Origin of the sequence: Cyanobacterium sp. HL-69, assembly GCA_002813895.1 — a bacterium.
Lineage (GTDB): Bacteria > Cyanobacteriota > Cyanobacteriia > Cyanobacteriales > Cyanobacteriaceae > Cyanobacterium.
In genome coordinates this window covers 1,724,692-1,750,477 of record CP024912.1, presented here as the reverse complement: position 1 = coordinate 1,750,477, position 25,786 = coordinate 1,724,692, and the positions used below count along the sequence as shown (strand labels likewise).

General features: G+C 38.9%; 19 protein-coding genes and 2 pseudogenes. 14 read left to right on the top strand and 7 right to left on the bottom strand.

Features of this window, described 5'->3' with window-relative positions; translation table 11 throughout:
- Positions 1-212: 212 nt before the first annotated feature.
- On the bottom strand, positions 213-2,228 hold the full coding sequence (dnaK, locus tag AA637_RS07995) for a molecular chaperone DnaK (RefSeq protein WP_446682307.1): 2,016 nt from the start codon (positions 2,226-2,228) through the stop codon (positions 213-215).
- A gap of 246 nt (positions 2,229-2,474) precedes the next feature.
- Positions 2,475-3,257, bottom strand: coding sequence for a nucleotide exchange factor GrpE (grpE, locus tag AA637_RS07990; protein WP_446682306.1), 783 nt, complete (start codon positions 3,255-3,257; stop codon positions 2,475-2,477).
- 165 nt (positions 3,258-3,422) lie between these two features.
- Between grpE and AA637_RS07985 the strand changes: the two genes are divergently transcribed.
- Positions 3,423-5,999, top strand: coding sequence for a M1 family aminopeptidase (locus AA637_RS07985; RefSeq protein ID WP_446682305.1), 2,577 nt, complete (start codon positions 3,423-3,425; stop codon positions 5,997-5,999).
- Positions 6,000-6,160: 161 nt separating this feature from the next.
- On the opposite strand, the gene AA637_RS07980 is transcribed toward AA637_RS07985, so the two are convergent.
- A complete protein-coding gene (locus tag AA637_RS07980) occupies positions 6,161-8,866 on the bottom strand; it encodes a CBS domain-containing protein (protein ID WP_446684557.1) in 2,706 nt (901 codons plus the stop codon).
- A 191-nt stretch (positions 8,867-9,057) separates the two neighbouring features.
- Here AA637_RS07980 and hmpF point away from each other — a divergent pair, with 191 nt between their 5' ends.
- The 3 genes from hmpF to AA637_RS07965 all read left to right on the top strand — a co-directional run bounded on the left by hmpF (position 9,058) and on the right by AA637_RS07965 (position 12,319).
- Complete coding sequence (hmpF, locus tag AA637_RS07975) at positions 9,058-10,689, top strand: pilus motility taxis protein HmpF (RefSeq protein ID WP_446682304.1); 1,632 nt, start codon at positions 9,058-9,060, stop codon at positions 10,687-10,689.
- A 59-nt stretch (positions 10,690-10,748) separates the two neighbouring features.
- Positions 10,749-11,489, top strand: coding sequence for a hypothetical protein (locus tag AA637_RS07970; protein ID WP_446682303.1), 741 nt, complete (start codon positions 10,749-10,751; stop codon positions 11,487-11,489).
- A 401-nt stretch (positions 11,490-11,890) separates the two neighbouring features.
- On the top strand, positions 11,891-12,319 hold the full coding sequence (locus AA637_RS07965) for a DUF4278 domain-containing protein (RefSeq protein ID WP_446682302.1): 429 nt from the start codon (positions 11,891-11,893) through the stop codon (positions 12,317-12,319).
- A 2-nt stretch (positions 12,320-12,321) separates the two neighbouring features.
- On the opposite strand, the gene AA637_RS07960 is transcribed toward AA637_RS07965, so the two are convergent.
- Complete coding sequence (locus AA637_RS07960) at positions 12,322-13,290, bottom strand: aldo/keto reductase (protein WP_446682301.1); 969 nt, start codon at positions 13,288-13,290, stop codon at positions 12,322-12,324.
- A gap of 57 nt (positions 13,291-13,347) precedes the next feature.
- On the opposite strand from AA637_RS07960, the gene AA637_RS07955 reads away from it, so the two are divergent.
- From AA637_RS07955 to AA637_RS07935, 5 genes are all read left to right on the top strand, one after another.
- Positions 13,348-13,737, top strand: a complete 390-nt coding sequence (locus AA637_RS07955) for a thiol-disulfide oxidoreductase DCC family protein (protein ID WP_446684556.1) — start codon at positions 13,348-13,350, stop codon at positions 13,735-13,737.
- A 187-nt stretch (positions 13,738-13,924) separates the two neighbouring features.
- The gene (locus AA637_RS07950; RefSeq protein ID WP_446682300.1) at positions 13,925-16,669 is read left to right on the top strand and encodes a phycobilisome rod-core linker polypeptide; all 2,745 of its coding nucleotides are present in this window, start codon (positions 13,925-13,927) and stop codon (positions 16,667-16,669) included.
- Positions 16,670-16,787: 118 nt separating this feature from the next.
- Positions 16,788-16,970 (top strand): hypothetical protein, encoded by a 183-nt coding sequence (locus AA637_RS07945; protein ID WP_446682299.1) that lies wholly within the window; start codon positions 16,788-16,790, stop codon positions 16,968-16,970.
- 70 nt (positions 16,971-17,040) lie between these two features.
- The gene (locus tag AA637_RS07940; RefSeq protein WP_446682298.1) at positions 17,041-17,511 is read left to right on the top strand and encodes a transposase; all 471 of its coding nucleotides are present in this window, start codon (positions 17,041-17,043) and stop codon (positions 17,509-17,511) included.
- Positions 17,512-17,545: 34 nt separating this feature from the next.
- A complete protein-coding gene (locus AA637_RS07935) occupies positions 17,546-17,869 on the top strand; it encodes a cupin domain-containing protein (RefSeq protein ID WP_446682297.1) in 324 nt (107 codons plus the stop codon).
- 27 nt (positions 17,870-17,896) lie between these two features.
- Here the strand turns inward: AA637_RS07935 and AA637_RS07930 are convergent.
- A pseudogene (locus AA637_RS07930) lies at positions 17,897-18,697 on the bottom strand (IS5 family transposase).
- Between the two features lie 176 nt (positions 18,698-18,873).
- On the opposite strand from AA637_RS07930, the pseudogene AA637_RS07925 reads away from it, so the two are divergent.
- From AA637_RS07925 to pth, 5 genes and pseudogenes are all read left to right on the top strand, one after another.
- Positions 18,874-19,964, top strand: a pseudogene (locus tag AA637_RS07925) (transposase).
- 234 nt (positions 19,965-20,198) lie between these two features.
- Positions 20,199-21,008: a 30S ribosomal protein S2 gene (gene rpsB / locus AA637_RS07920; protein ID WP_446682296.1), complete on the top strand. Its 810-nt coding sequence runs from the start codon at positions 20,199-20,201 to the stop codon at positions 21,006-21,008.
- Between the two features lie 226 nt (positions 21,009-21,234).
- Positions 21,235-21,897, top strand: coding sequence for a translation elongation factor Ts (tsf, locus tag AA637_RS07915; protein ID WP_446682295.1), 663 nt, complete (start codon positions 21,235-21,237; stop codon positions 21,895-21,897).
- A 116-nt stretch (positions 21,898-22,013) separates the two neighbouring features.
- A complete protein-coding gene (locus AA637_RS07910) occupies positions 22,014-22,898 on the top strand; it encodes a hypothetical protein (protein WP_446682294.1) in 885 nt (294 codons plus the stop codon).
- A 64-nt stretch (positions 22,899-22,962) separates the two neighbouring features.
- Entirely contained in the window at positions 22,963-23,559 is a 597-nt protein-coding gene (gene pth, locus AA637_RS07905) for an aminoacyl-tRNA hydrolase (protein ID WP_446682293.1), read from the top strand.
- A 4-nt stretch (positions 23,560-23,563) separates the two neighbouring features.
- Here the strand turns inward: pth and AA637_RS07900 are convergent, their stop codons facing one another.
- Both AA637_RS07900 and AA637_RS07895 read right to left on the bottom strand, forming a co-directional pair.
- Positions 23,564-24,880 carry a four-carbon acid sugar kinase family protein gene (locus AA637_RS07900; protein ID WP_446682292.1) on the bottom strand — a complete coding sequence of 439 codons (1,317 nt, stop codon included), beginning with the start codon at positions 24,878-24,880 and terminating at the stop codon, positions 23,564-23,566.
- Positions 24,881-24,976: 96 nt separating this feature from the next.
- Positions 24,977-25,648, bottom strand: coding sequence for a response regulator transcription factor (locus AA637_RS07895; protein ID WP_069789901.1), 672 nt, complete (start codon positions 25,646-25,648; stop codon positions 24,977-24,979).
- Positions 25,649-25,786: the final 138 nt, after the last annotated feature.

Genomic DNA, 25,786 nt, shown 5'->3' with positions numbered 1-25,786 from the left:
CACCCTAACTATTAATCTAACCTCAATTCGGGATAAGGGGTTATGAATAGCATAAGTTTTGGAGAGTTGGTGAGAGGTGTGATGTTGCTTAATTACAGTGCGAAATATATTTTGATGACCAAAACCATTGATTATTAAAAATATTACCACCATTGCCTATTGCCCGTTGCCCATTCCCTGCCCTTACCAGAAAATGTTATCCCGAACCCAGGTTAATCTACAGTTTCGTAATCCCCTGTAATAGTCTCATCTTGATCATAGTCAAAATCAAACTCCGCAGTGCCACCAGAAATTTGGCTCAAACCGCTAAGGATTTCATCTTCAATACTCTTAAATTCAGGATCAAGATCATCTCCATCCAAGGATTCAAACATGGTTTCTCCTTGAGGTTCGGCATTGGTTTCTGGGGGTTGAGAAACGCTTTCATAGGCTTTGCTACCTAATCCGATAATGGTTTCTCTCAAGTCATTAATCATCGATTCTACTTGACTTACGGGAATGTCGGAAGAATCAATGGCTTCGGCAATGTTGACTTTTTTCTGGTTAATTTCTTCTTGTAAACTTTCACCCACAAGGAAAGGATTTTTTTCTAAGCTCAATTCGTAGCTATAGAGAAGACTATCTAATTGTTTTTTAATTTCAACTAATTGTACCCGACGGCGATCGCTAGAAGCATATTCTTGAGCCTCCCGACGCATAAGATCAATTTCTTGGGCATCCAAAGAGCCAGTATTACTAATGACGATTCCTTGCTCAATGCCTGTACCTTTATCCTTAGCACTTACTTTAAGAATACCATCGGCATCAATATCAAAGGATACTTCTATTTGTGGTACCCCCCTAGGCGCTGGGGGAATACCCGTCAAAAGGAATTTGCCCAAACTCTTATTATCTTTGACCATAGAACGCTCCCCTTGCAACACGTGAACTTCCACAGAAGTTTGTCCATCCACGGCCGTGGAAAATACTTGAGCACGACTGGTGGGAATGGTGGTGTTACGGTCAATAATTTTGGTAAATACTTCCCCAAGGGTTTCCAAGCCCAAGGATAGGGGGGTAACATCCAATAAAAGTAGGTTGCGCACCTCTCCCCCTAATACTCCCCCTTGCACTGCCGCCCCTAGGGCTACGGCTTCATCGGGGTTAATGGAGCGGTCAATGGAAATACCTGTGCCGAAAAATTCTTCTATCTTGGCGGATATGGCAGGGCTACGGGTTGAACCCCCTACCAACACGACTCGATGAATCTGGTCTTTTCGGAGTTCTGAATCAGCCAGCGCCCTTTGCATGGGAGGGACGATTTCTTGTACCAATGGAGCGATTAGTTCTTCTAAATCAGGGCGAGAAAGTTCTAGTTCTAAGTGTTTTGGTCCACTGTCATCGGCGGTAATAAAGGGAAGATTAATGGATGTTTCCATGAGGTTGGACAACTCTATCTTGGCTTTCTCTGCAGCTTCCCTGAGCCTTTGCAGTGCCATTTTGTCGGAACTAAGGTCAATGCCTTCTTGTTCCTTAAATTTTTTAATTAACCAATCAACGATAACTCCGTCAAAATCATCTCCCCCTAATTGATTATTCCCCGAAGTAGATACCACCTCAAAGATACCATTACCCAGTTGCAACACCGACACGTCAAAAGTACCTCCCCCAAGGTCAAATACCAATACATATTGATCTTGGTCTTGTTTATCTAAACCATAGGCAAGGGCGGCCGCCGTAGGCTCGTTAATAATCCGCATCACTTCTAACCCAGCAATAGTACCAGCGTCTTTGGTGGCTTGTCTTTGGGCATCGGTAAAATAAGCAGGAACAGTGATTACGGCTTGGGTGACGGGTTCTCCTAAAAATGTTTCGGCATCGGTTTTTAGTTTTTGGAGAATCATCGAGGAGATTTCTTGGGGGGTATAGCTACGATCTTGTATTTGGACATCTACGGTGTCATCTTTCCCTTTTACACACTGATATGTTACCCGAGTGCGATCGTGATCGCTATCAGACCATCTTCTACCTATAAATCGCTTGATGCTGTACACGGTATTTTCGGCATTGGTGACGGCCTGACGTTTGGCTAGTTGTCCCACTAGGCGCTGAGAACCCTTGCCAAAGCCTACTATGCTGGGGGTTGTCCGTGAACCCTCTTGATTATTGATAATTAAAGGTTTGCCCCCTTCTAGTACGGCAACACAACTATTTGTTGTTCCTAAGTCGATTCCGATTACTTTTCCCATAACTGATAGCAGTTGCGATTTATAAGTTTTCTTGTGGTATTGGTCTTGATCGTTTTTTACAGGATACCCTAGGAATATTTGTTGTCATCAATTATTGTTTTTTACGACAATTATTTTTGATGGACAACACCTCCACCTAAGTGTAATTTATTTTGATCAATTTTTTTATAGAGCCATAATGGGTGGCTCTTTTTCTATTTTTCCTGCTAGTTTATATTAGTTAATTTTACTAATAAAAGGTGTTGATTAATTTTCAGCATTCTCGCCGTTTTCTGGGGTAGCGGTTGCTTCATTTTCGTCATCATCTTTGGGGGCTGCCACTTTTACCATAGCATAGCGTAGCACTTGATCATTGAGAAGATAACCCCTTACCAATTGCTCTATGACTGTGCCTTCAGGGTATTCGTTAGTAGGCTCTCTGAGCATCGCTTCTTGGTAGTTAGGATCAAAAAGTTCACCCTCTGGACGCATGGCAGAAACCCCTAGTTTTTTCAAACTTTCGACAAAGGTTTTATATACTCCTTGATAGCTTTTGTGAATACCCATTTCGCCATCATTCGCTGGTTTTATTTGGGTTCTAGCTCTTTCAAAGTTATCTACTACAGGAAGTAATTCGGTGATGGTTTTCTTTTTGATGGTGGTTTCTTGTTCTTCTTTTTCTTTGGCGGTGCGACGACGGAAGTTATCAAAGTCAGCAGTTAGCCTCATGAATTGACCTTGAACACTTTTTGTTTGTTCTTTTTGAAGCTCTAGTTGTTGGTGAAGATTGGCTATTTCTTCTTGTAAAAGGGCGATCGCCTTTACACTTTCACTCTCATCATCGCCAATATCAGAAGTCCCCTCTGACTCAATATCATCAGTGGTTTCAGAGGTTACGCTATCATCCTGAGCTTCATCATCAGTTACCCCATCCGAATCATCTTCCAAAATTTCAGGTTCCATCACTGAATCTATATTTTGATTTTCTTCTATATTTTCTTGTTCCTTAATTTCTTGATCCAATTCCATATAATTATTTGTTTCAGTCATAGCTAACTGTAATAAAATTTACTTGATAGTTACTCATAATTGTAACTAATTCTAGGTACTTCGTTAAGTTTAACTCTCCATAATCCTTGAAAAAACGAACATGGCAATTCACATCTTAAGATAAGATAAATAATAAGGAAAAATATCGTTATCAGTAAGCAAACTATGACCCGTAGCTATTATTTTGATTCTGAAGCCAAAAAAAGTTTTGAACTACCCGGAGCAAAACCCCACTATAATCCAGATCGCTATGGGCAGGTACAACATATTTTTCTTGACCTAGAATTAGACATAAGCGCCCAGAAATTTGGGGGAAATTGTAATATTACCCTAACCCCTATCCGAGAAAACATTAGTCAACTTACCCTTGATGCTGTTGACCTCGAAATTGAGTCAGTTTTGATTGATAGTATCAGCCAACCTTTTAATTATGACGGTGAAACTTTAACTATTAATTTACTACAGCCTACTACCACAAAAGACTTAGTAATTGTTATTAAATATAGTAAAGAAAAACCCCAAAGAGGATTATATTTTATCGCCCCCGATGAACATTATCCAGATAAACCTCATCAAGTATGGACTCAAGGAGAAGATGAAGATTCCCGTTACTGGTTTCCTTGTTTTGATTATCCTGGGCAGTTAGCCACCTCGGAAATAAAAGTAAAAGTTCCTGCTGAATATACAGCTATTTCTAATGGAGAATTAGTAGAAGTTCAAGAAGTAGAAAGTAGTAAAATATATCATTGGTTACAACCTCAAATTCATCCTACTTATTTAATGACTTTAGCTGTGGGGAAATTTGCTAAAATTGAGGATAAATGGCGAGAGATTCCTGTAGATTATTATGTAGAAAAAGGCAAAGAAAAAGAAGCTACTATCAGCATGGGTAAAACCCCTAGAATGATTGAGTTTTTTAGTAAAAAATATGGTTATAATTATCCCTTCTCAAAATATGCTCAAGTGTGTGTGGATGACTTCATTTTTGGAGGCATGGAGAACACATCTACTACTCTATTAACGGATCGTTGTTTGTTGGACGAAAGAGGGGCGCTAGATAATGATCGCACTGAAAGCCTTGTGGCGCACGAATTAGCCCATCAATGGTTTGGGGATTTAGTGGTAATAAAACATTGGAGTCATGCTTGGATAAAGGAAGGGGCGGCTTCCTATGCAGAGGTTTTGTGGACAGAGCATGAATATGGGGATGATGATGCCCGTTATTATCTTTTAGGGGAGGCAAGGAGTTATTTACAAGAAGATTCCTCCCGTTATCGTCGTCCCATTGTAACAAATGTGTACCGGGAGGCGATCGAATTATATGACCGTCATTTGTACGAAAAGGGTGCTTGTGTATATCACATGATACGCTCGATTTTGGGGGATAAATTGTTTGACAGGGCGATTCATACTTTTATCAATGATAATGCCCACAAAACCGTGGAAACCGTTGATTTATTAAGGGCAGTGGAGAAGGCAACGGGCTATAATTTAGGCTCTCTTTTTGATCAATATGTCTTTAGGGGTGGACATCCTGATTTTAAGGTAAGCTACAGTTGGGATAATGATTCTAATTTGGCTTGTGTGACAGTGAAACAAACTCAGGCTAAAGAGGAAAATGGCAAGTATATAGATTTATTTGAGTTGAAAATTCCCCTTGCTTTTGGTTACTATTCTGCCCAAAAAGGCGTTACATCCACAGAGTTTCTTCTTAAGCTAAATAAACCCGAACAAAGTTTTTATTTTCCCCTAGCTGAAAAACCTGATTTTGTGAGTTTTGATGTTAATAATAACCATCTTAAAACTGTTAAGTTAGAATATGGATTTAGCGAGTTAAAAGCTCAGTTAAAGTATGATCCAGACCCTATTTCTCGCATTTACAGTGCGATCGCTATTGGTAAGAAAGCTAATTTAGAAGCGGTAAAAACCCTTAAAAATGCTTTTGAAAATGAGTCTTTTTGGGGGGTAAAAGTAGAAATTGTTAAACAACTAGGCAAAATAAAACTAGATCAAGCGGTTGATACCCTCATAGAGTTTTTAGCCGAAGAAAATCACCGTGTCAGAAGAGCAGTTATAGAAGCCCTAGGCAAAAATAAAACCGAATCTAGTTACAATGCCCTCAAACAAGTGGCGATCGCCTCTGACCCCAGTTACTACGCAGAAGCCTCCGCAATTAACGCTCTTGGCTCATTGGTGACGGGTACATTAGCGGATAAGGAAAATGAGGTAATTGAGCTTTTCGGTCAAATATTGAAAGATAGAAGTGGCTTAAATGAGATAATTAGATCAGGGGCGATCAACGGTCTAAGTAAATTAAAAACTTCTCCCGCCGCAGCCGACTTAATCGCCCAATATACCAAACTTGGCACTCCCCAACCCCTCCGATTAACTGCCATTCGTTGCCTTGGGGCGGTTGCCAAAGGGCAAAAAGCCGACAAATTAGCCATTATCCTTGAACAATTTGAAGACATCCTCAAGGATACTTTTTTCCTTACCCAAATGGCACTTATCAGCGGTTTATCTCAGATAGAAGACAACCAAGCCATTAATCTTTTATCCACCCTTGCCGAAAGCACCCCCGATGGTAGGGTAAAAAGAAGGGCAGAAGAAGAAGCGGTTAATCAGGTGAGGGCGAAATTGGGTAAAGACAAAAATCTTGAAGATTTACGTCAGGCAGTGGATAAGTTGAAAGAGGAAAATCAAGACTTAAAAAGTCGTCTCGCTAAATTAGAGGCAAAGTGACTATTTTAAACGCTTTTGCTCATGGGTATCTCTCCTTAACAGGGAGAGAATGGAGAATATGTTTTTGTTAAAAATAATTCTTGGGCTAAAGCTATTATTACCCATTGCCTATTCCCCGTTCCCTATTCCCTGCCTTCATGACCACACCTTTTCATTAAATCCTATTTTTGATATTTCTCACGAATAAAATCGAGGGCTTGGGATTTTGTGGTAATTTCTCCATCTAAAAATAATCCTTTGATGGTTTTTAAAATAATTTGATATTGGGGGCTTGGTTTATAACCTAATTTTCTTAAGTCATCGCCATTAATAGGGGAATTTATTCTGCTCCAATGGAATAGATAATTCCAAATATTTGACCTAATTTTCTTATTACTTTTCACGGCAATTAAAATTAAATCAAGGGGTTTATAGGGGCTAAAAAATTCTACTTTTTGACTTAATTTTTGACTATTATCAAAACTATGCTCTATCTTTTCTTGGTTAGTTTCTAATTGATTGAGTCTTGTTATACTATCTTTGGGCAATTGTAAATTTTCAGCTACTTTTACTCTTATTTGTAATTCAAGGCTAGTTAAAATTATTTCTAATCGTAGTAACCAAGAAGGAGTTTTATGGTTTTCTTGTTCTAAATTGTAGTATCTTAACCAGCGATCTAAATAACGAATTTGCCACCATATTTCTGGGCTAATTTTACATTGAGGATGGATACAAGCGAGCGCCCCTAATTGTTGTAAAAGTTCGAGGGCTTTTTTCCAGTAATCAGCTTGGAGAATATAACTTAATTCGGCTTTGAGACGGGTAGTAAGCGCAGGGATAGAAGTTTTTTCCAGGGATACTTTTTCAAAAATACCGCTACCGATAGCATACTCGATATATTCTAAAGTTTGGGCTTCCATGGCAAAATTTAGTCGCACCGCAAAGCGCACTCCTCGAAATATTCTGGTAGGATCTTCTATAAAGCTATTGGGATGTAATACACGGATAAGTTGCGATCGCACATCACGCACTCCTCCAAAAAAGTCTAGTAATTCTCCTGGATTAGGATTAGTTAAACGTACCGCCAGGGCATTGATAGAAAAATCTCGGCGATACAAATCCTGACGAATCGAACTTGCTTCCACCTCTGGATTAGCCGCTGGATAAGGATAAAACTCCGTGCGTGCCGTGGCAATATCAACCCATAATGAGCCTAAATTATCATCATCATGCCAAGTGAGGGCAGCGGTTTGAAAATCTCCGTGGATACTCAGACGGGCTTGGGGATAACTTGCTTGTAAGGCTTGGGCAAGGGCAACCCCTGCCTCGGTGGTGGTGTTGCGGTGAAAACCATCTACTACCAAATCAATATCCTGTAACTTAAGAGTATCATCATCCCCCGTCAACAATAAATCCCTCACTCCTCCCCCCACCAGATAAAGATGCCATCCTTTTTCTTCAGCATATTGGGCGGCTTTTTGTAATAACTCCCCGATGGGAGGATGTAGCTTTTCTTGAAATGAGGGCAACAAACAAGAAACCACAGGGGAAACAGGGGTATTCTGATGTTTGCTGATGCGGGTTTGGTGGAGTTGCCGTAAAATGTCGGTGCGGGTGACAATGCCCACCAAATTGCCGTTATCCAACACAGGAAGCCTACCAATATCGTTATTTACCATCATGGCTTCAATGGTGGATAAACCCGTATGGGGGACAATGGTATGCAAATTTTTGCTCATATAACCTTTTACGGGGGCATGGGCAAAACCGTGATGGAGGGCAATATCAATGTCACGGCGAGAAATAACCCCCACCAATTCCCCTTTTTCATTAACCACAAACAGCCCTGAATGTCCGTAACGTAGGAGAATGCGTTGAGCTTTTTCGATGGTGGTATGGGGGCGAATGGTACGCACAGGGGAGGACATCAAGTCGAAAGCTGTGAGGGCAGCGGGGATTTGGGTATGGATTTGTTTTTTTATTTCGTCTAAAATTTCTTGCGCATTGTCGCAACGGATGGAAAAAGAAGCCGCACTACTATGGCCTCCTCCTCCATATTTAGCAAAAATATGTCCTAAGTTGACTGAATCTAGGCTTGAGCGTCCAATGATACCTAGTTTATTTTGTTTTCCTTTTTTTTGCTGATAAAAATGCCCGAAAATTAGCACATCTACTTCCAGTAAATCTCCAATGATTGCCACTAAGCTAGATAGTCCTGGGATAAAATCAGGGGTTTCTAAAAGTATAAAGGCGATCGCACTTTCATTAATATATTCTGTCTCTACTTTATTAAGAATATTGGGTAATAAATCCTGTAACAGAGGAGATAGACTAGGTTCAGCATATTCAGAAACCATAGATAAATTAATGCCCATACCCATCAACCAAGCAAGGGCAAGAACATCTCTTTGGGAAGTCTGCTCAAAAGTTAACGAGCCTGTATCCACATGGATACCCAAAGCCATCACCGTCGCCTCAATGACATTGAGGGTAATATTATGCCGTTGCAAAAGTTCACAAATAATTGTGCTGGTAGAGCCTACTTTTTCGATATATTTATTAGTAGCCGTCAAAGTATGTTCATTTTCAGGGTGATGATCATAGATAGTGACAGACTCTACATTAGGCAATGATAACCATTCTACCGCCTTCCCGATGCGATCGCCCCTTTGAGTATCCACAATAAAAATACGACGAATATCTTGAGGATGGATAGTACGCCGATCAATCAACGCCAACTCATCACGATGAAACGCCAAAAAATTTCTCACCGAAGGATGCTCTCCCCCCGTCAACACAATTTTTGCCCGACCATGAATTTTACTCAAACCCACCGCCGCCCCCAAAGTATCAAAATCCGCCGTCCGATGACACAAAATTAAATCCATACTACCCATGATAATCTTTCCATAAACCAAATTTACCAGACTGCTATTGTCGTGAAAAAAAAATTTGCTATAATCAATGGATTAAAATAGACTTAACATAGTCCTAGAGTAAGATACCCTAACCTATAGGATTATGGTTTAACATGGGAATAAGTACTATTCATACAGAAAATATAAGGGAATAAAGATTTGTGTTATATCTGGCAGAAGTTAAAACCCAAACAAGAGGGTTTGTTGGTGGTTACAAAACAGAATTAAAATTATTAACCTCCCAAGCAGCCGATCAAACTTGGACGGCAATTGCAGGAGAAGACATCATCACCACCGATGCCATTAGTGAACAAACTGGCAAAGGTACTCTTTACATCCTCAACCTAGATAATAACAAACAAATTCAAGGCGCACCAGAATTAGCAGGTTCTCGTATTGTTAACTATTTGCGCCATTTTTCTCGCACCCTAGAAAAATCTAAATCCCAAGAAGAAGAAATAGAAGAATGGAAAGTTTCCCTACAAATTCAAGGGGAAGAAATTGCCAAAAGACAAGCCGAATTAGATGGACAACAACAAAGATTACAAGAGCAAGAATCGAAACTTGTCCTCCTCGAAGAAGAAAAAAATAAATTAACTGCCGCTTGGGAACAACTTACCAACGAACAACAAAGACTTAATAATAATAAAATAGATCAAGGGGAAATCCGTGAAAAATTAGAATCAATTTCTGGAGCGATAAAAAATAACATTCCCCAACCAGAAATGTTTACCCAACCCATCGACGAAATACTTTCAGGGGTAAATAATCAACAAACCAAATTAGATGAATATTGGCGAGAATTAGAACATAGTAAAAGTAGTTTAGAACAACAACAAAACGAACTTAACAATCAAAAAGAATACCTAAAACAAAAACAAGAAGAATTGTTGATGGCAAGGGAAGAATTAGCCAAAGCAAAATTTACCCTACAAAACATTAACAGCCAAATACAAGAAAAAGAAAGTCTTTTACGCCAATTTAATCTCACCAAAGAAGGTATCCACCGTTTACAAGAGGAAATCTACCTTTTAGGGGATGATGGAGAAGAGCAACAAGTGGATATTGAAGCCTTAGAAACTATGCCCCTAGGTGATTTAGAAGCCAAAGTAAATGAAGTAAAAGACGAAACTGCTAAGGTGGTTAATTTTGTTAATATGCAAGAAGAAGAATTAACCCTCCAAAGCGATGAAGTAAAAGAGATTCAAGAGAAAATTTATAGTGCCAGTGACGTAGATAAACTGAGTCTTGAAACTGAATTAGCGGATTCTCAAGAAGCGATGAAACTATTAAATGAAACTCTCGTGGGGCAAAGACGAAATCTTAAAAAGCAACAAAAGGTATTGAATGAGTATCTGAAAGTATTTAGTCGCCGTAAAGGAATTATTGATCTCGATTTTGCCGAGACAATTAATATTAAACCACTTCTAGCAGAAGTAAAAGGTCAACAAATGGAAATTGACCAAAAAATTGAGCATTTTACGAATGAATTAAATCAGTTAAAAAAAGCTCAACAAAACGAACAAGAAACCGTTAATTTTCAAGAAAATAATTATCAACAGACTGAAAAGCAGTTGCAGTCAAATCAAGGAAATGTTGAAAATATGTGTCGTCACACTACGGAAATACAGGCAAAAGTTAACCTGTTAGAACAGGCATTATATCCCATCCAAGATCAATTAAATCATATTAGGAATAATGCCCAAAAACTTCAAGCGGATGTTGGACAAATTCATACAAAAGTAGAGGCTCAAAATAATGCGATGAATGAATTACAATCAATGTTAAATTAGGAGTTGAATGAAATTAACTTTAAGATTTAATTTGATAATTATAAGCTCTACAAGCCTTTATGAAAATTAGTTTTTTATCCCATAGATATGTTTTAATACTAGGCATTATTTTTCCCTCCTTTATGGGAATTAATAATACTCTTTTTGCCCAAAATATTGACCTAGAAAATAGACAACAACAATTTAACATTCCTGCTGATGTCATGGAAAATAGCCCTGTATGGCAAAAATGGGTAGAAGAAACTCCGAATTTATTAGATGAAATCAGAAATAAGCCTAGTTTTCCCACTCGACTGAGAATCGGTTATAGTGAGTTTCCTTCTAATAATGCCATTGGGGGAATTTCTGTGGGAATAGAAGATGTATTTATCGGTAAAACCCCTTTAACCTTCAGTGCCAAATATGCTACTTCCTTTGATGAAGAAGATAGTCAAGGAAATTCCTTAGAGCGTCGTTCTGTGAGTGCTAATTTAAACTACTATGTATTACCATTAGGGGGTTATTTTAACATTGCCCCTGTGGTTGGCTATCGCTCTATTACAACAAATGATTATAGTACCGATGGTATAAATTTAGGGGTAAGACTCGCCCTACCATTGTCACCCCAAGGGGCGGCAGATGTGTTTGTCACTCAAAATTTTGTAGGGTTGGGTAGTAGTAATGAAGTTGGTATTACAGAAATTACCGCTGCCTATGCCATTAACAAGAGTTTACGTTTATCTACCCAAATCGAGTGGCAAAATTCTATACAACAGGCAGACTCTCAAGTTAGTGTGGGTTTGGAATGGATGTTTAAATGATAATTAATAATTTATCATTCGTTACCTTGAAATTAAATAACAGTATTTCTACCCCTTTCTTTTGCCTGATATAAAGCATTATCTGCTCTAGAGATGAGGATTTCTTTGTTAGATAAGCCGTATCGCACTTTTATTTGTCATTAACTCTCCATTTTATTACAAAATACAACCAAAATAACAACTTTCTGTAACAATCGATACAGAAAAAATCCATCCTATTTAAAAGATGCTACATTGAGTATAGGGAAAAATATATCCCCCATAGCAAAGAGCAAATAATATCAACAGTGCTAAAACTCTATGGAAATAAGCACAAAAGATAACATCTAATCAGCACTGAGATGAAATTTTAATTAAGTTGATAAATAAATTTTTAAATAATTGAAAAGAGGTATAAATAAATGAAAATGTCCTACAGAGGAAATCAACATCAACCCAGTGAAACATCCTTATTAGAAGTAAAAGAAGCAGATATATTAGGTAAATATAGAGGTGTCGAATGTCGCCAGAAACTTCCCCGACACATTCCCCAGTTACAACCAAAAATTTTCTTGACATATCGTGGTGTCGCCTATAGTAGTAATCCCAATGCGCAACCTTACTTTATTCCTCGCCAAGAGGAAGGGCAACAAGAAAAAGAATGTCTCTCCACTGTTAATGTTATCAGCGAAGAAACTAAATGTAATTTAGGTGCTATTCATCAAGCCAATTTGCGCCGTAATTTAGAACGTCGCATGGAAATAGCTCAAACCAATGAAAACTATCATTTGTTGGCAATGTTAAAAAAAGAAGCTGATGCCCTCGATGAGAAAAAAAGCATCAAATGTTAACCTTATGAGTTAAGCCAAGGTTTAGTAATTTCTTCTAATTGCGCCACCTCATCACTGCTTAAACTCCACCCCAATGCCCCTGTATTATCTTGGGCTTGTTTGGCATTTTTTGCCCCTGGAATAGGTATGACATTCTCCTGTGCCATTAACCAGTTAAGGGATACTTGGGCAGGGGTTTTCTGATATTTTTCTCCCAGTTGTTTTAAAAGTTCGAGTACGGGGGCAATTTTGCTTAAACCGCTGGAACTAAAACGAGAGTCCATTTTCCTTGCACCTTCTGGCTTAGTAGTATTATCAAGGTTATATTTTCCTGTTAGTAAACCTTGGGCTAGGGGGCTATAGGCAAGAAGGGTAATACCTAATTCTTGGGCGGTTTTGAGGATGCCTTTGGCTTCAATTTTGCGGGTAACGAGGGAATACTTTACTTGGTTAACGGCGAGGGGGATATTTCTTTTGGCAAGAATATCTTTTGCCTTTTTCATTTCTTCAGAGGAATAGTTACTAACTCCGATCGCCCCTATTCTACCTTTTTCCACTTCATCTGCCAAGGCATTCATGAGGGTATCTTGACTCATGAGCATAAAAGGCCAATGGACTTGATATAGGGGGATATAATCCATTTGTAGGTTTTTGAGACTTTGGGTAAGGGCATCAGCTACACAACCACCGAATAACCGCCAAGGTAGGGGGGCGTATTTGGTAGCAATGTCAATTTTTTGGTCTGTAGCCTTACAAAATTCCCCCAAAAGTTGCTCGGATTTACCACTGCCATATACCTCCGCAGTATCAAAAAAAGTTACTCCCCCCGCCACCGTTGCCTTAAATGCTTCTTCAATTTGGCTTTTACCATAGGTTTTGCCATAATCCCAGAAAAAGGAGTCTCCCCACGCCCATGTACCAATGCCGAGGGCTGATACTTCTATGTCCGTATTGCCTAGTTTTCTGGTTTGGGTAATGTTGTCAGTAGTCATAGATAATTAGTTATATTAAGTTTTATTGCAATATATAAAAAATTATAACAAATGGCTATGAAATACCATGTCATCTATGACGGCAACTGCAACCTCTGTGTTAATTTAGTGCAATTATTAGAGAGTTTTGATCAGGGAAAGTCTTTTGTATATACTCCTATGCAGAATGAGGAAGTTCTTGATTCGATGGAAGTGAGTGCCTGTGATTGTGAAAAGGGCATGATTTTGATTGATAAGGAAAATAACCAACGGTGGCAGGGAAGCGATGCAGCCGAGGAGATTGCCCGAATCTTGCCTTCTGGGAGTTGGTTTGTCAATATATATCAGGGTTTACCTTTTGCTAAGGATACGGGCGACCGCCTTTACGCCATCATTCGAGATAATCGTTATCAGCTATTCGGTAAAAGACTAGAAACTTATACCTCTAAGTACGGAATGAGGGATTAGGAGCAAGGGAGATGAAGTGATGGGGTGAAATAAAAATCAATTTAATTGCCCATTCCCTTATCTAGTATTGCTTCGAGTAGGTAAAAAATGAAACAAAACTTAATAAAACTCCTAAGAAAGCCCAAAAAGATTTAATCTAAATAGAACGAATTGATTAAAAAACAAAGTTTTAAAATAAAAAGAATCAATGACTATAAAAGCAAGTGGCGGTAGTTCCTTAGCGAAACCGCAATTATACCAAACTGTAGCTGTATCAACTATTATTCAGGCAGAACAGCAAGATCGTTTTCCCGATCAAAGAGAGTTAGGTGAGTTAAAAACATACTTTGATTCTGGCTTAAGAAGATTGGCGATCGCAGAAACCATTACCAATAATTCAGACATAATCGTTTCTCGCGCTGCTAACCGTATCTTTACCGGTGGTTCTCCCATGGCTTTCTTTGAAAAGCCCACTGTTCAAGCACCCTCAATGGTTTTGGCAGGGGTAGGTGGTGGTACAGAAGTACCTAGCGACATCAAAGCAGCCCAAAACTCCACCGCAACCTTTGTGGAAGAAAAAACTAAAACCAAAGCCAAAAAAGGTAATTTCTTTACGGGTTTATTTTCCTCCTTCTCCTCCGCTCCTAGCATTGGGGCTATTCCTGCAGGTTTTAGACCTATTAACGTATCTCGTTATGGTCCTAGCAACATGACCAAGTCCTTGCGGGATATGTCTTGGTTTTTGCGCTATGTGAGCTATGCGATCGTGTCAGGAGATCCTAACATTCTGGTGGTCAATACCAGAGGTTTAAGAGAAGTCTTAGAAAGAGCCTGTTCCATTGATGCCACCGTAGTAGCATTACTGGATATGAAAGCCTCCTGTCTTGGCTATTTTCAGGGTGATGCAGAAGCAAAGGAAGTTATTGCTCAATATTTTGACATCCTCCTTGCCGAGCTACAAGCCCCCACTCCAGCCAACAAAGTACGTCAAAGACAATCCAATGATTTACAAGGTTTAGAACTACCTCAGAGCTATTTTAATGCCGCTGAACGTCGTCCTAAATTTGTGATGAAAACGGGCTTATCTGCCACCGAGAAAAACGACGTAGTAAAAGCCGCCTATCGTCAAGTATTCGAGCGTGACATCAGCAAAGCCTATTCTCAATCTATCTCTTACCTTGAGTCTCAGGTAAAAAATGGCGACATTTCCATGAAAGAATTTGTCCGCCGTCTAGCCAAATCTCCTTTATACCGTAAGCAATTCTTTGAGCCTTTTATCAACTCCCGTGCCTTAGAACTTGCTTTCCGTCATATCTTAGGTCGTGGCCCTTCTTCCCGTGAAGAAGTACAAGACTACTTCTCTATCGTATCCACTGGAGGTTTAGGGGCGCTGGTAGATGCGCTCGTGGATTCCCAAGAATATGGAGATTACTTCGGAGAAGAAACCGTACCTTACCTCAGAGGTTTAGGGGTTGAGGCTCAAGAATGTCGTAACTGGGGAATGCAACAAGACTTGTTTAACTACAGTGCACCTTTCCGCAAAGTACCTCAATTTGTGACTACCTTTGCTAAATACGATCGCCCCTTACCCGATCAACACGTTTACGGTTCTGGAAATGACCCCCTCGAAATTCAATTTGGAGCCATTTTCCCCAAAGAAACCCGTAATCCTAGTAGCGCCCCTGCACCTTTCAGCAAAGATACCAAACGTATCTTAATCCACCGTGGACCCGGTATCAATAACCAAAACAGTAACCCCCGCGCCCGTGGAGAATTCCCCGGTACCTTAGGGCCCAAAGTAGTTCGCCTCAACAACGAATTACCAGGAGCAAGTAATGGTTTAGGAGTTAAATTTGGTGAAAGTTCTACCCAAGCCGTCATCAAAGCCACCTATCGCCAAGTATTTGGTCGTGATGTCTATGAAGGACAAAGATTAAAAGTAGCGGAAATCAAGCTCGAAAACGGTGAAATTTCCCTCAGAGACTTTATCCGTATGTTAGCTAAATCCGAGCTATTCCTCAAAACCTACTGGACTCCTTTCTATGTGTGCAAGGCGATCGAATATATCCACCGTCGTCTTTTAGGTCGTCCCACCTACGGACGTAGTGAGATGAATCCTTACTTCGACTTAGCATCCAAAAAAGGCTTTTATGCCCTCGTAGATGCCATGATGGATAGTAAAGAATACTCAGAAGCCTTCGGCGAAGACACCGTACCCTACGAGCGCTATCTTACCCCCAACGGTTTACAAATGCGTAACGCCAGAGTGGGAACAATCAGAGAAGACATCGGACAAAGAGTTGATAAAGAAGTAACTCCCAGATTTATCGAACTCGGACAAGTAACCAACTTCCGTACCGAACCCGACGTTAAATCCCGTGTTAACCAAGGTGTAACAGTTCAACGTCAACAAACCAAGGTATTTAAACTTACCAACAACGTTGACAAAGTAGCTCTTAAAAATGCCATTCGTGCGGCCTATCGTCAAGTATTCGAGCGGGATGTAGAACCCTATGTGGTAAACGCCAACTTCACCAACTTAGAAAGTAAGCTCGGCAACGGAGAAATTTCTGTCAAAGAGTTTATCGAAGCCATCGGTTGCTCTGATTTATACCTCAAAGAATTCTATACCCCCTTCCCTAATACTAAAGTAATTGAATTGGGTACTAAACATTTCTTAGGACGGGCGCCTATGAATCAAAAAGAGATTCAGCACTATAACCGCATCCTTGCTAGTCAAGGTATTCGTGCCTTTATCTCTGCTTTGGTAGGTAGTATGGAATATTCTCAAGTATTTGGTGAAGATACCGTGCCTTATCGTCGTTATCCCACCTTACCCGCTGCCAACTTCCCCAATACCGAAAGACTTTATAACAAGTTAACCAAACAGGATAATGAAGTTGTAGTACCTAGTTTTGCCCCTGCCACCGGTACAGGTGCATCTATTAAATAAATCATCTTCAGCTAAATTCTCCCTTCTTTATGAAGGGAGCTAGAGAAAATCAAAGGTGGGCAATGCTCACCTTTTTTCATCCACTAAAATAGTATTAGTTATAAATAATTAATCAAAAATGTCAGTCAAAAAATTAATTAACCATCAGGTAAATAATCTTTCTGAAACGGATTTAATTGTTGGCAAAAAAACACCTGCATTATTACTAGAATCATTATCCAACAGTTATCAAGACTGGTTGGTTAATCTATTTCAACCTTTCATTACTTTTTATATCGTATTCAATCAACTCAAACGTTAAATAAACCTATCATCTGACAAAGTTGAAGTATTGAATAAGTAGAGGATCAAAGAAAAGATAAAATAAGAATATGAAACTCTCAGAAGTATCTAAAGTTAAAAATCTTGCTGCACTCTATTTAGAAAGTGAACCTGCCGAAATTTCTGATGTGATGATTGCTCAATTGTGTGATTGGCTCTGGAATGAGTTTCAGACGACACCTCTAAATATAGAATTTTCATGGTACAAGCATTACGCTAACACCAGTGAAATGTTTGATGATATTAAGCAAAATCATTTGTGGGTATCAGCGGAAAATTATGACATCTCATTGGAACTTAATCCAATTTATAGCTTTATCTTTCAAGCAGTGCATGATCACGATCATTATATTACCCATAGTGATTTTAGTTTAGAAGGGGAAATAATAGCTTACAATGCTACGGCTAAAAGGGTAAAAAGTCTAAATATTCAGAAAATTATTTATTCCGAAAGCGTACTAAAACCAGCAGCTTATATTTTCCTTGGACACCCACCAATTTCCAAAATTGTATTTCCATAATTTACCCAAATAAAGGAGTAATCCCATGATGATAATGTCAAACGAGAATACTACCATTCATTGGAAAGAAATAATTGAATATCCTACAACAGGAATCAAAAGTAAGATTCTATTAGAAGATGGAAACTGTCGATATACTTTAATGTGTCTCTCATCGGGGAAGAAAATCGCCGAACATACCAACCCTCGCAATGCGACAGTCAACGTGATTGAAGGGGAAGGAATACTAACCCTAGCGGGTAAAGAGATTTCATTGAAACCAGGAGTGTTTATTTTTATTCCCTCGAATACACCCCATGCTGTTCAATCATCAACAGAACTTGCATTTTTGTTAACTCTTTCGGAACAGTTTTCTTAGAAGCTGTTTGAAAAGTTCAGAAGTGGGTTAGATATTTTGAGATTGACGCTCAAATCTTCTCAGCATAATATGAATCATACTGGCAAAAATCATCATTTCACTGGTAGTTGGTAAAAATTCATAATCTTTACTCAATCTTCGATAATGACCAAACCATGAATATGTCCTCTCTACTACCCATCTTTTGGGTATCACCGTGAAACCTGGTTCTTCATCTGTCTTTTTTACATGCTCTAATTTCCAGCCAAATTCTCTCTGTATCTTGGCGATAAATTCTTTCCCTGCAAAAGTACTATCCACCCAAATTATTTTTAAACATGCCCAAAACTGCGAAGTGTTTTGGGCTAACAATTTCATTCCTTGATGATCTGAACGTTTTGCACCATGAACACATAAATCTAGTACCAAACCCATGGTATCAACCAAAATCGTTCTTTTTCTACCCTTGACTTTCTTTCCACCATCAAAGCCGATTTCTTCTCCACCCATTGCGGTTTTTACCGACTGACTATCAATACTACCGGCACTAGGTTTTGGGTTTGTTCCCGCTTCTATTCGTACTTGTTCCCATAGTTGCTGATTAATTCCACGCCATGTACCATAAGATTCCCAACCTCGAAAATAAGTGTAAACCGTTTGTCATTTGGGAAAGTCGTGAGCCATTGCCCTCCATTTTATTCCATTGGCAAGAAGATAAAAGATGGCATTAAGTACCTCTCTAATATTCACAGAGCTATTTCTGCCCCCAGTTTTAGCCGGAGGAATTAATGATTTTAAAATTTCCCACTGGTAATCAGTGAGGTCAGTATCGTATGATAGTCTTGTCATTTCTTTTTTTTGTCAGTTTTTCACTGACATATTCTACATCAAGACTTTTCAAACAGGTTCTTAGGTAACCTTAAAACTGAAACATCCACATAATAAAGAATATCCCTCTTTTGTCACTTTCCGAGAGAAAAAGTGGCAAAATAAAAAGATAGTAAAAATGAAACGCAATTATGGCAATGGATATAGCTGAACAAATCAGGCAACACTTACCTCGAAATCCCACAGAAACAGTTCCTCTGATTGATAACTATTGTTCGTTTTATCGTTCTTTATTTTCCGATGTGCGTAATTATGAATATTTTAAATATTTACACTTAGGATTAATTTCAACACTCAAAAGAAAATCTTTGCCAGAAATAAGTAAAATTGTTAATGTTTCCTCTCAAGGTTTACATCATTTTTTGACAAAATCTAATTGGAATTCATCAGACTTGGAAAAAGTACGTTTAAAATATATTTTAAGTATACTGATTGATACACCGATTACAGTAATCATTGATGAAACAGGAGATCGTAAAAAGCGGTGCGACCCCGCGTCGGCGAAAGACGCAAGGGAACGCGCACCAAGATAAGGAAATAACACAGATTATACTTCTCGACAATATTTGGGAAGCTTAGGGAAAATAGATCAAGGTATAGTATCAGTAAATGTTTATGGTCTTTATAGAAATATTACTTTCCCTTTAGTGATGGTAAAAAAGAAGATAGATACATTAGAGAAATTATTTATGGTCTCAGAAGAGAAATAACTTATTGGCAAATTACTACTAACACAGAAACTATGCCAGAAAACAGCACTAGTTTTGTAATGACTAACATCCAAAAAACGAGAACTCAACAGAAAAAAACCATGGGAAATTTATATGGTCAACGTACATGGGTAGAGTATGGATTTCGGCAGTGTAAACAAGAATTAGGCTGGACAGATTATCGTTTAACCAAGGGAGAAGATATAGAAAAATGGTGGGAAATTATTAATAGTGTTTACTGGATGATTAGCTTAAAAACTAAACCTATTACAGACTTAATTAATCAAAAAAAAATAGTAGAGACTCAAGATAAGAAAATCTTCATCACAGAAGATTGGCGTGATTTTAGTAGTTGGAAAAATACATTGATTAACTATCGAATTATGGTTAAACCAATGCTCATCTTTTGCACAATGTTACCTTGGTTAAGAATAATGGAGAGCGATTTATTATGGATAGGGTTTAATCATTTACTGAACCACAGCAATAATTGTATGATTCATTTTCTCAGTGGATAAATTCATTTTTTCCGATTAGTTATTTCGGAAAGTGACAAAAGAGGGATATTCAATGGATTGATTATGGGAAAACAATGCCCATCTGATTTTATGCTGAGGTATGGAAAAAAAGCTGTAATTGAGCTAAACTAGAAAAGTTGTAAAAAATTCACATATCTAGGATGTCGGGTGTTTCTGACAGAGAAATTTTAATCGCCTAGATAGAGGATAAACCCGAATAAAGGAGAAAATCAAATGCCAGTAGTTAGCTTAAAAGAGCTATTAGATTCTGGTGTTCACTTCGGACACCAAACGCGCCGTTGGAATCCCAAGATGTCTCAGTACATCTACACCGCTAGAAATGGGGTTCATATCATTGACCTAGTACAAACCGCCCAATTAATGGACGAGGCTTATAACTACGTCAAAAAAGCTGCCGAAAGCGGTAAAAAAGTTTTATTTGTAGGTACCAAACGCCAAGCTGCTGGTATCATTGCCCAAGAAGCAGCCCGTTGTGGTGCATTCTACATTAACCAACGTTGGTTGGGGGGGATGCTAACTAACTGGGAAACCATCAAAGCCCGTGTTGCTCACCTCAAAGACTTAGAAGCCCTCGAGGAAAGTGGTGCATTAGACAGAAGACCTAAAAAAGAGGCTTCGGTATTACGTCGTGAGTTAACCAAACTCAGAAAGTACCTCGGTGGTATCAAGGACATGAACAGAATTCCTGACCTTGTTATCATTGTCGATATTCGTCGTGAGCATAACGCCATCAAAGAATGTCAAAAACTTAATTTACCTGTGGTATCTATGTTGGATACTAACTGTAACCCTGAGTTGGTTGATTTACCTATTCCTGCTAATGATGACGCTATTCGTTCCATTAAGCTAATCATTGGTAAATTAGCTGATGCTATCTATGAAGGGCGCTATGGTAAAGCTGTGGCTGAAGGCACTGTGGATGAGTTTCTTGAGTCTGTAGAAACCATAGAATCTGCTGAAGACCAAGATTATGAAGATGATGATTACTCTGACACCGAAGATGCTGGTGGCGAAGAGGAGTAATTTCTCTTAATTGACAACTTAGCCGTTGACAATGTAACTTTTACTTACTGTTAATTGTGTCTATAACCTAGATACTTTTGGCGGTGAGTAAAATTTGTTTTTGATTTCCGTTGTATGGTGAAATGATAAATCCTGTTTCCAGAAAAACTAAGAGCATGGGACTCGATTTATGTAATGATTATTTAAGATAATTTTTAAAATTTAATACAAACTAAAGTAATTAATTATGGCAGAAATATCAGCAAAGCAAGTAAAAGAGCTTAGAGATAAAACCAATGCAGGGATGATGGACTGCAAAAAAGCCCTCAAGGAAAGTGATGGCGACATCGCAAAGGCGATGGAATGGTTACGTCAAAAAGGTATTACCTCCGCCGAGAAAAAAGCTGGTAGAGTTGCCGCTGAAGGTATCGTGGAAAGCTATATCCACACTGGTGGACGCATTGGGGTAATTGTAGAAGTAAACTGTGAAACTGATTTCGTAGCTAGAAGGGAAGATTTCCAAGCCCTTGCCAAAAACATTGCTATGCAGATTGCGGCTTGTCCTAATGTGGAATATGTTAAGATTTCTGATATTCCTCAAGAGATTGTGGATGAGGAAAAAGCCATTGAAATGGGCCGTGATGATTTGGGTAATAAGCCAGACAATATCAAGGAAAAAATTGTTGAGGGTAGAATCCAAAAACGCCTTGGCGAAATGTGTTTACTTTCTCAACCCTATGTAAGGGATCAAAGTGTTACTGTAGAGGAGTTGATTACTCAACAAGTTGCTAAAATTGGTGAAAATATCCAAGTTCGTCGTTTCTCTCGTTTCATTTTAGGTGAAGGTATCGAGAAGGAAGAGACTAATTTTGCTGAAGAGGTTGCTGCTCAAACTGGCGGCGTTGTGTAGATTTTTCCCTTGCATTTGTTAGATTTGTGAATCTTTCCCCCTTTGCCTGATGGCTACTCCCTTTTGGGGAGGAAGGGGGATTTTGATTATGTGTTGTTGTTTATGGATGTAGAGTAATGGCCAAGTCAATCAAGCAGTTACGTGGTGATTTGACGGTATTGGATACGGAAGTTCGGTTACTGGGCAAGGAGTTGTACAGTTTATATGAGGACTATATTAAACATTTTACTCCCGTGGTGGCTAAGCAGTTGGTGTTGGCTAGTTATCAGATATGTACTCAAAAGTATCCTGATAGTTTTTTGGCTTTGAGTTATCAACAAAAGGTTGATTTACAGGGGGGAATTAAGGGATTAGGTAAGGATTTTTTGGTCAAGTTATCTAATTATTTGGTGGAGATAGATGTGCCAGATAATAATCTTTTTGTGGATTTTCCTCAGAGTTTGACGGGGGTTATTCCGCAGGAGGTGCCGTCGGAGGTTAATAGTTTACAAGCTGGTATTGAGGGTTTAAGTGCTGAGATTTCTTCTGGGGTTAATCTTTTTTCTGATGTTTTAAATCCTGATGATGTTTTACATTTTTATGATGAAATTGAGGATTCTTTGGGGGAGGTGTTGACGGAAATTTCTTCTCGGGGAAATGATTTGTTGAAGGAGTATAATATTCTTCCTGCTCAAATTCCTGCTAAGGTTTTGGAGATGGCTCTGAAAAATAGGGATAATTCTAAGGGTATTGCTGATGCTCCTAATCTTCTTAGTTTGGTGGTGGAAAAGGAGGATATTTCTAGTAAGGAAATTAAGGATATTACTCCTGTGGTGGCTATGTGTTTACGGTTGGGGGAGATTGAATTTGGTGATACAGGGTTAAGTGCCGATCGCACTAAAATCGTTGCTATTATCAATAAGTTAAACGCTTTACAAAAACGCTATCAACGTATTACAAGGTTATATGCGATCGCACAGGCAGAATCTCAGTGGCGTAGTTGTTGGAGTGAGGAAAACTGAGGGAATGGGAAATATTTTTTAAATATTAAGAGAATTAATGAAATAATTAAAAATAACCAGATTCATGAAAGAAGAAAAACAAAAAAAAATAGTTATTTCTAGCTTAATTGTGGGTTTAGGAAATCCTGAGTCAAAATATGACAAAACTAGACATAATATTGGTTTTGAAATAGTTGATTATTTAGCAGATAAATGGGGTTTTAGTTGGCAAAAAAATAGTAAATTTAACGCTCTTTTTTGTGAAGGTATAGCCCCCCATCGTCAAAAAGTAAGGCTGTTAAAACCGTTAACCTATATGAATCGCTCTGGGCAATCAGTGAGGGCGGTAATTGATTGGTATAAGTTGAGTCTTGATGACCTTTTGATTGTTTATGATGACATGGATATTCCCCTAGGCAAAATCCGATTAAGGCTTTCTGGTTCGGCGGGGGGTCATAATGGCATGAAATCGATTATAAGTCATGTAGGGGGTCAAAAGTTTCCCCGTTGTCGCATCGGCATTGGCAAATCCGAGGGCAAAAAAGAAACTATCGGTCATGTTTTAGGAAAGTTTTCCTCCAGTGAAGCCCCCATTGTACAAGATTTGATGGATGTTACTCAAAGTGCGATCGAGCTTAGTTTAAAAGATGGTATTGAGAAGGCGATGAGTTTGTATAATTAAACCATCAACTATTTAAACGTTGATAAGCGGTAACTAAACCGTCCTTGTCACCCACATTTCCGGGGAATAAAACCACAGGCAGATTAGGGAATAAATGATGATTGGCAGGGGTGGTAATAACTGAGCATCCTGGCAGGATTTGCCCTAGTAGTCTGGCTTCCTTCAGGCTTAAACCATCGCTCAAAACATCGTTGGAGGTGATACCCCCTTTACTAATCAAAAAGCCAATATCTTGGGGTAATCCTTTGACAATTTCCATTAAAAGACTCGATACTTGTTTCCCAAATTCGAGACGGGTGGCTATGTCTGCAAAGGTTAATTCTTCTCTACTGGTATAAATAGCAGGGGTTTTACTGTTTGAGAGGGCTTGGCTTACTTTGGCTAGGGCTTGGGTGATGATTTCCTGTCGGGAGTCGGGGTTATCTCGCAGTAATACTACGTCAATTTCAATACCTGCAATTTCGGGTTGTTGTAATAATTGATTTAGTTGTTGGGTGGTTTTTTTGACATGGGAACCGACTAAAATAACTCCAGTGTTATTGGTGGGTTTATATTTACCCATATTTTCGGCTTGGACGGGCTGTTTGCCTACTCCTGCAAGGGAAGTTAGAATACTGGCGGCACTACGGAAAAGAAATTTTTTGCCTTCTCTGGCAACGGCGAGTAAGTCTTGGGCGAATTTATCTAAGTCGGATTGTGTTTCGGCATCGACGGCACAACATTGATTGTTATTTAATTTTCTGAGTCTTTCTTGGGTGCCTTTTCTAATGTCTTCTAATACAAAGCATTGTACTTCTTCTGGTTTAATTTTACCGTCGGTTTTCTCGCTGACATAATCAGGTAAATAGCTGTAGCTATAACCAAATACTGAGTCTTGGGCAAATTCTGTTTGGTGGACGGGGGTTTCTACTCCATCAATGATTAGATAATGGGTACTGTTGCGAGTGATTCTACCCCCTTCAAAAAAAGCTGGAATGAGAAAATGGGCGTCAAAGTCTCCTAATTCTTGGGCGATGGTGTCGGTTTCTATGGGGTAATGTCCTCTGAGGGTTGAATCTGAGCGACTTACAATGACGTAGTCTTCTATGGCTTCAAGGGCGATCGCACTTTTGAGATTACGACATACTTCTTGGGTAGTACGGGAGGCTTCTTGAGGGTTTAAAGCCCTTGTGTTGGTGAGGATAAAGAAAATAGGACATTCATCCCGTAAACCATCTCGAAGGGTATCTACATCCCACTGCATTAATAATAAGCAACTATGGACGGTTTGAGAACCTGTAGGGTCATCGTCTAATACAATTATTTTAGGTTGTTTATTCATATTTAACAGTTTTGGGAGTGTCTTTAATAGAAGTAATTTTTAATTATCTCTTCTTCTTTTATTGTTAATGGTCAATGATTTATTGTCAATTTTTTCCTATTCCTTGAGAACATAACCAACACCCCTGACGGTTTGAATCAATCTTTTTTCTTTATTGGCTTCTAATTTTAAGCGAAGATAGCGCACATATACTTCAATGATGTTGGAGTCGCCCCCAAAGTCATATCCCCATACCCTCTGCAAAATTTGGTCACGGGTTAAAACCTCCCCTGCATTAGAGATAAGGTACTCTAGTAAATCATACTCCGTTGCGGTTAAGTCTATGGTGCGATCGCCCCTTTTAATTTCCCTAGTGCGACGATTTAAGCTAAGGTCAACAAAATGCAATAAATCTGGATCTTCTTCCCCACTACGTCGTAAACTAGCCTTTAACCTACTCAACAAATCTTCCATGGTAAAGGGTTTCAATACATAATCATCCGCCCCTGCGTCCAATCCTGCTACCCTGTCGTTAATCTCATCCTGTGCCGTCAAGAGAATAATAGGCACCTTATCCCCTGCTAAACGTAAACGGCGACAAACTTCTAACCCTGATAACCCTGGTAAAATGCAATCAATAACAATCAAGTCAGGGCGAGATTCCCTTGCCATGGTTAAACCAACTAGCCCATCCTCGGCAATCATCACCTCATAACCTTGATACTTTAATCCTTCTTGCAAAAACTTAGTTAGTTTCTGCTCATTTTCGACAATTAATATTTTACTCATAAGTTTAATTATGACTAAGATACAGTAAATTTTACAATATTTTATGGTCAAAAGAGATGAGACGATAGAAGAAATATCTGAATCAATGTCTAATTAACAATTAAATTAATTTTGTTGATAGTACATCGTCAGAATTAA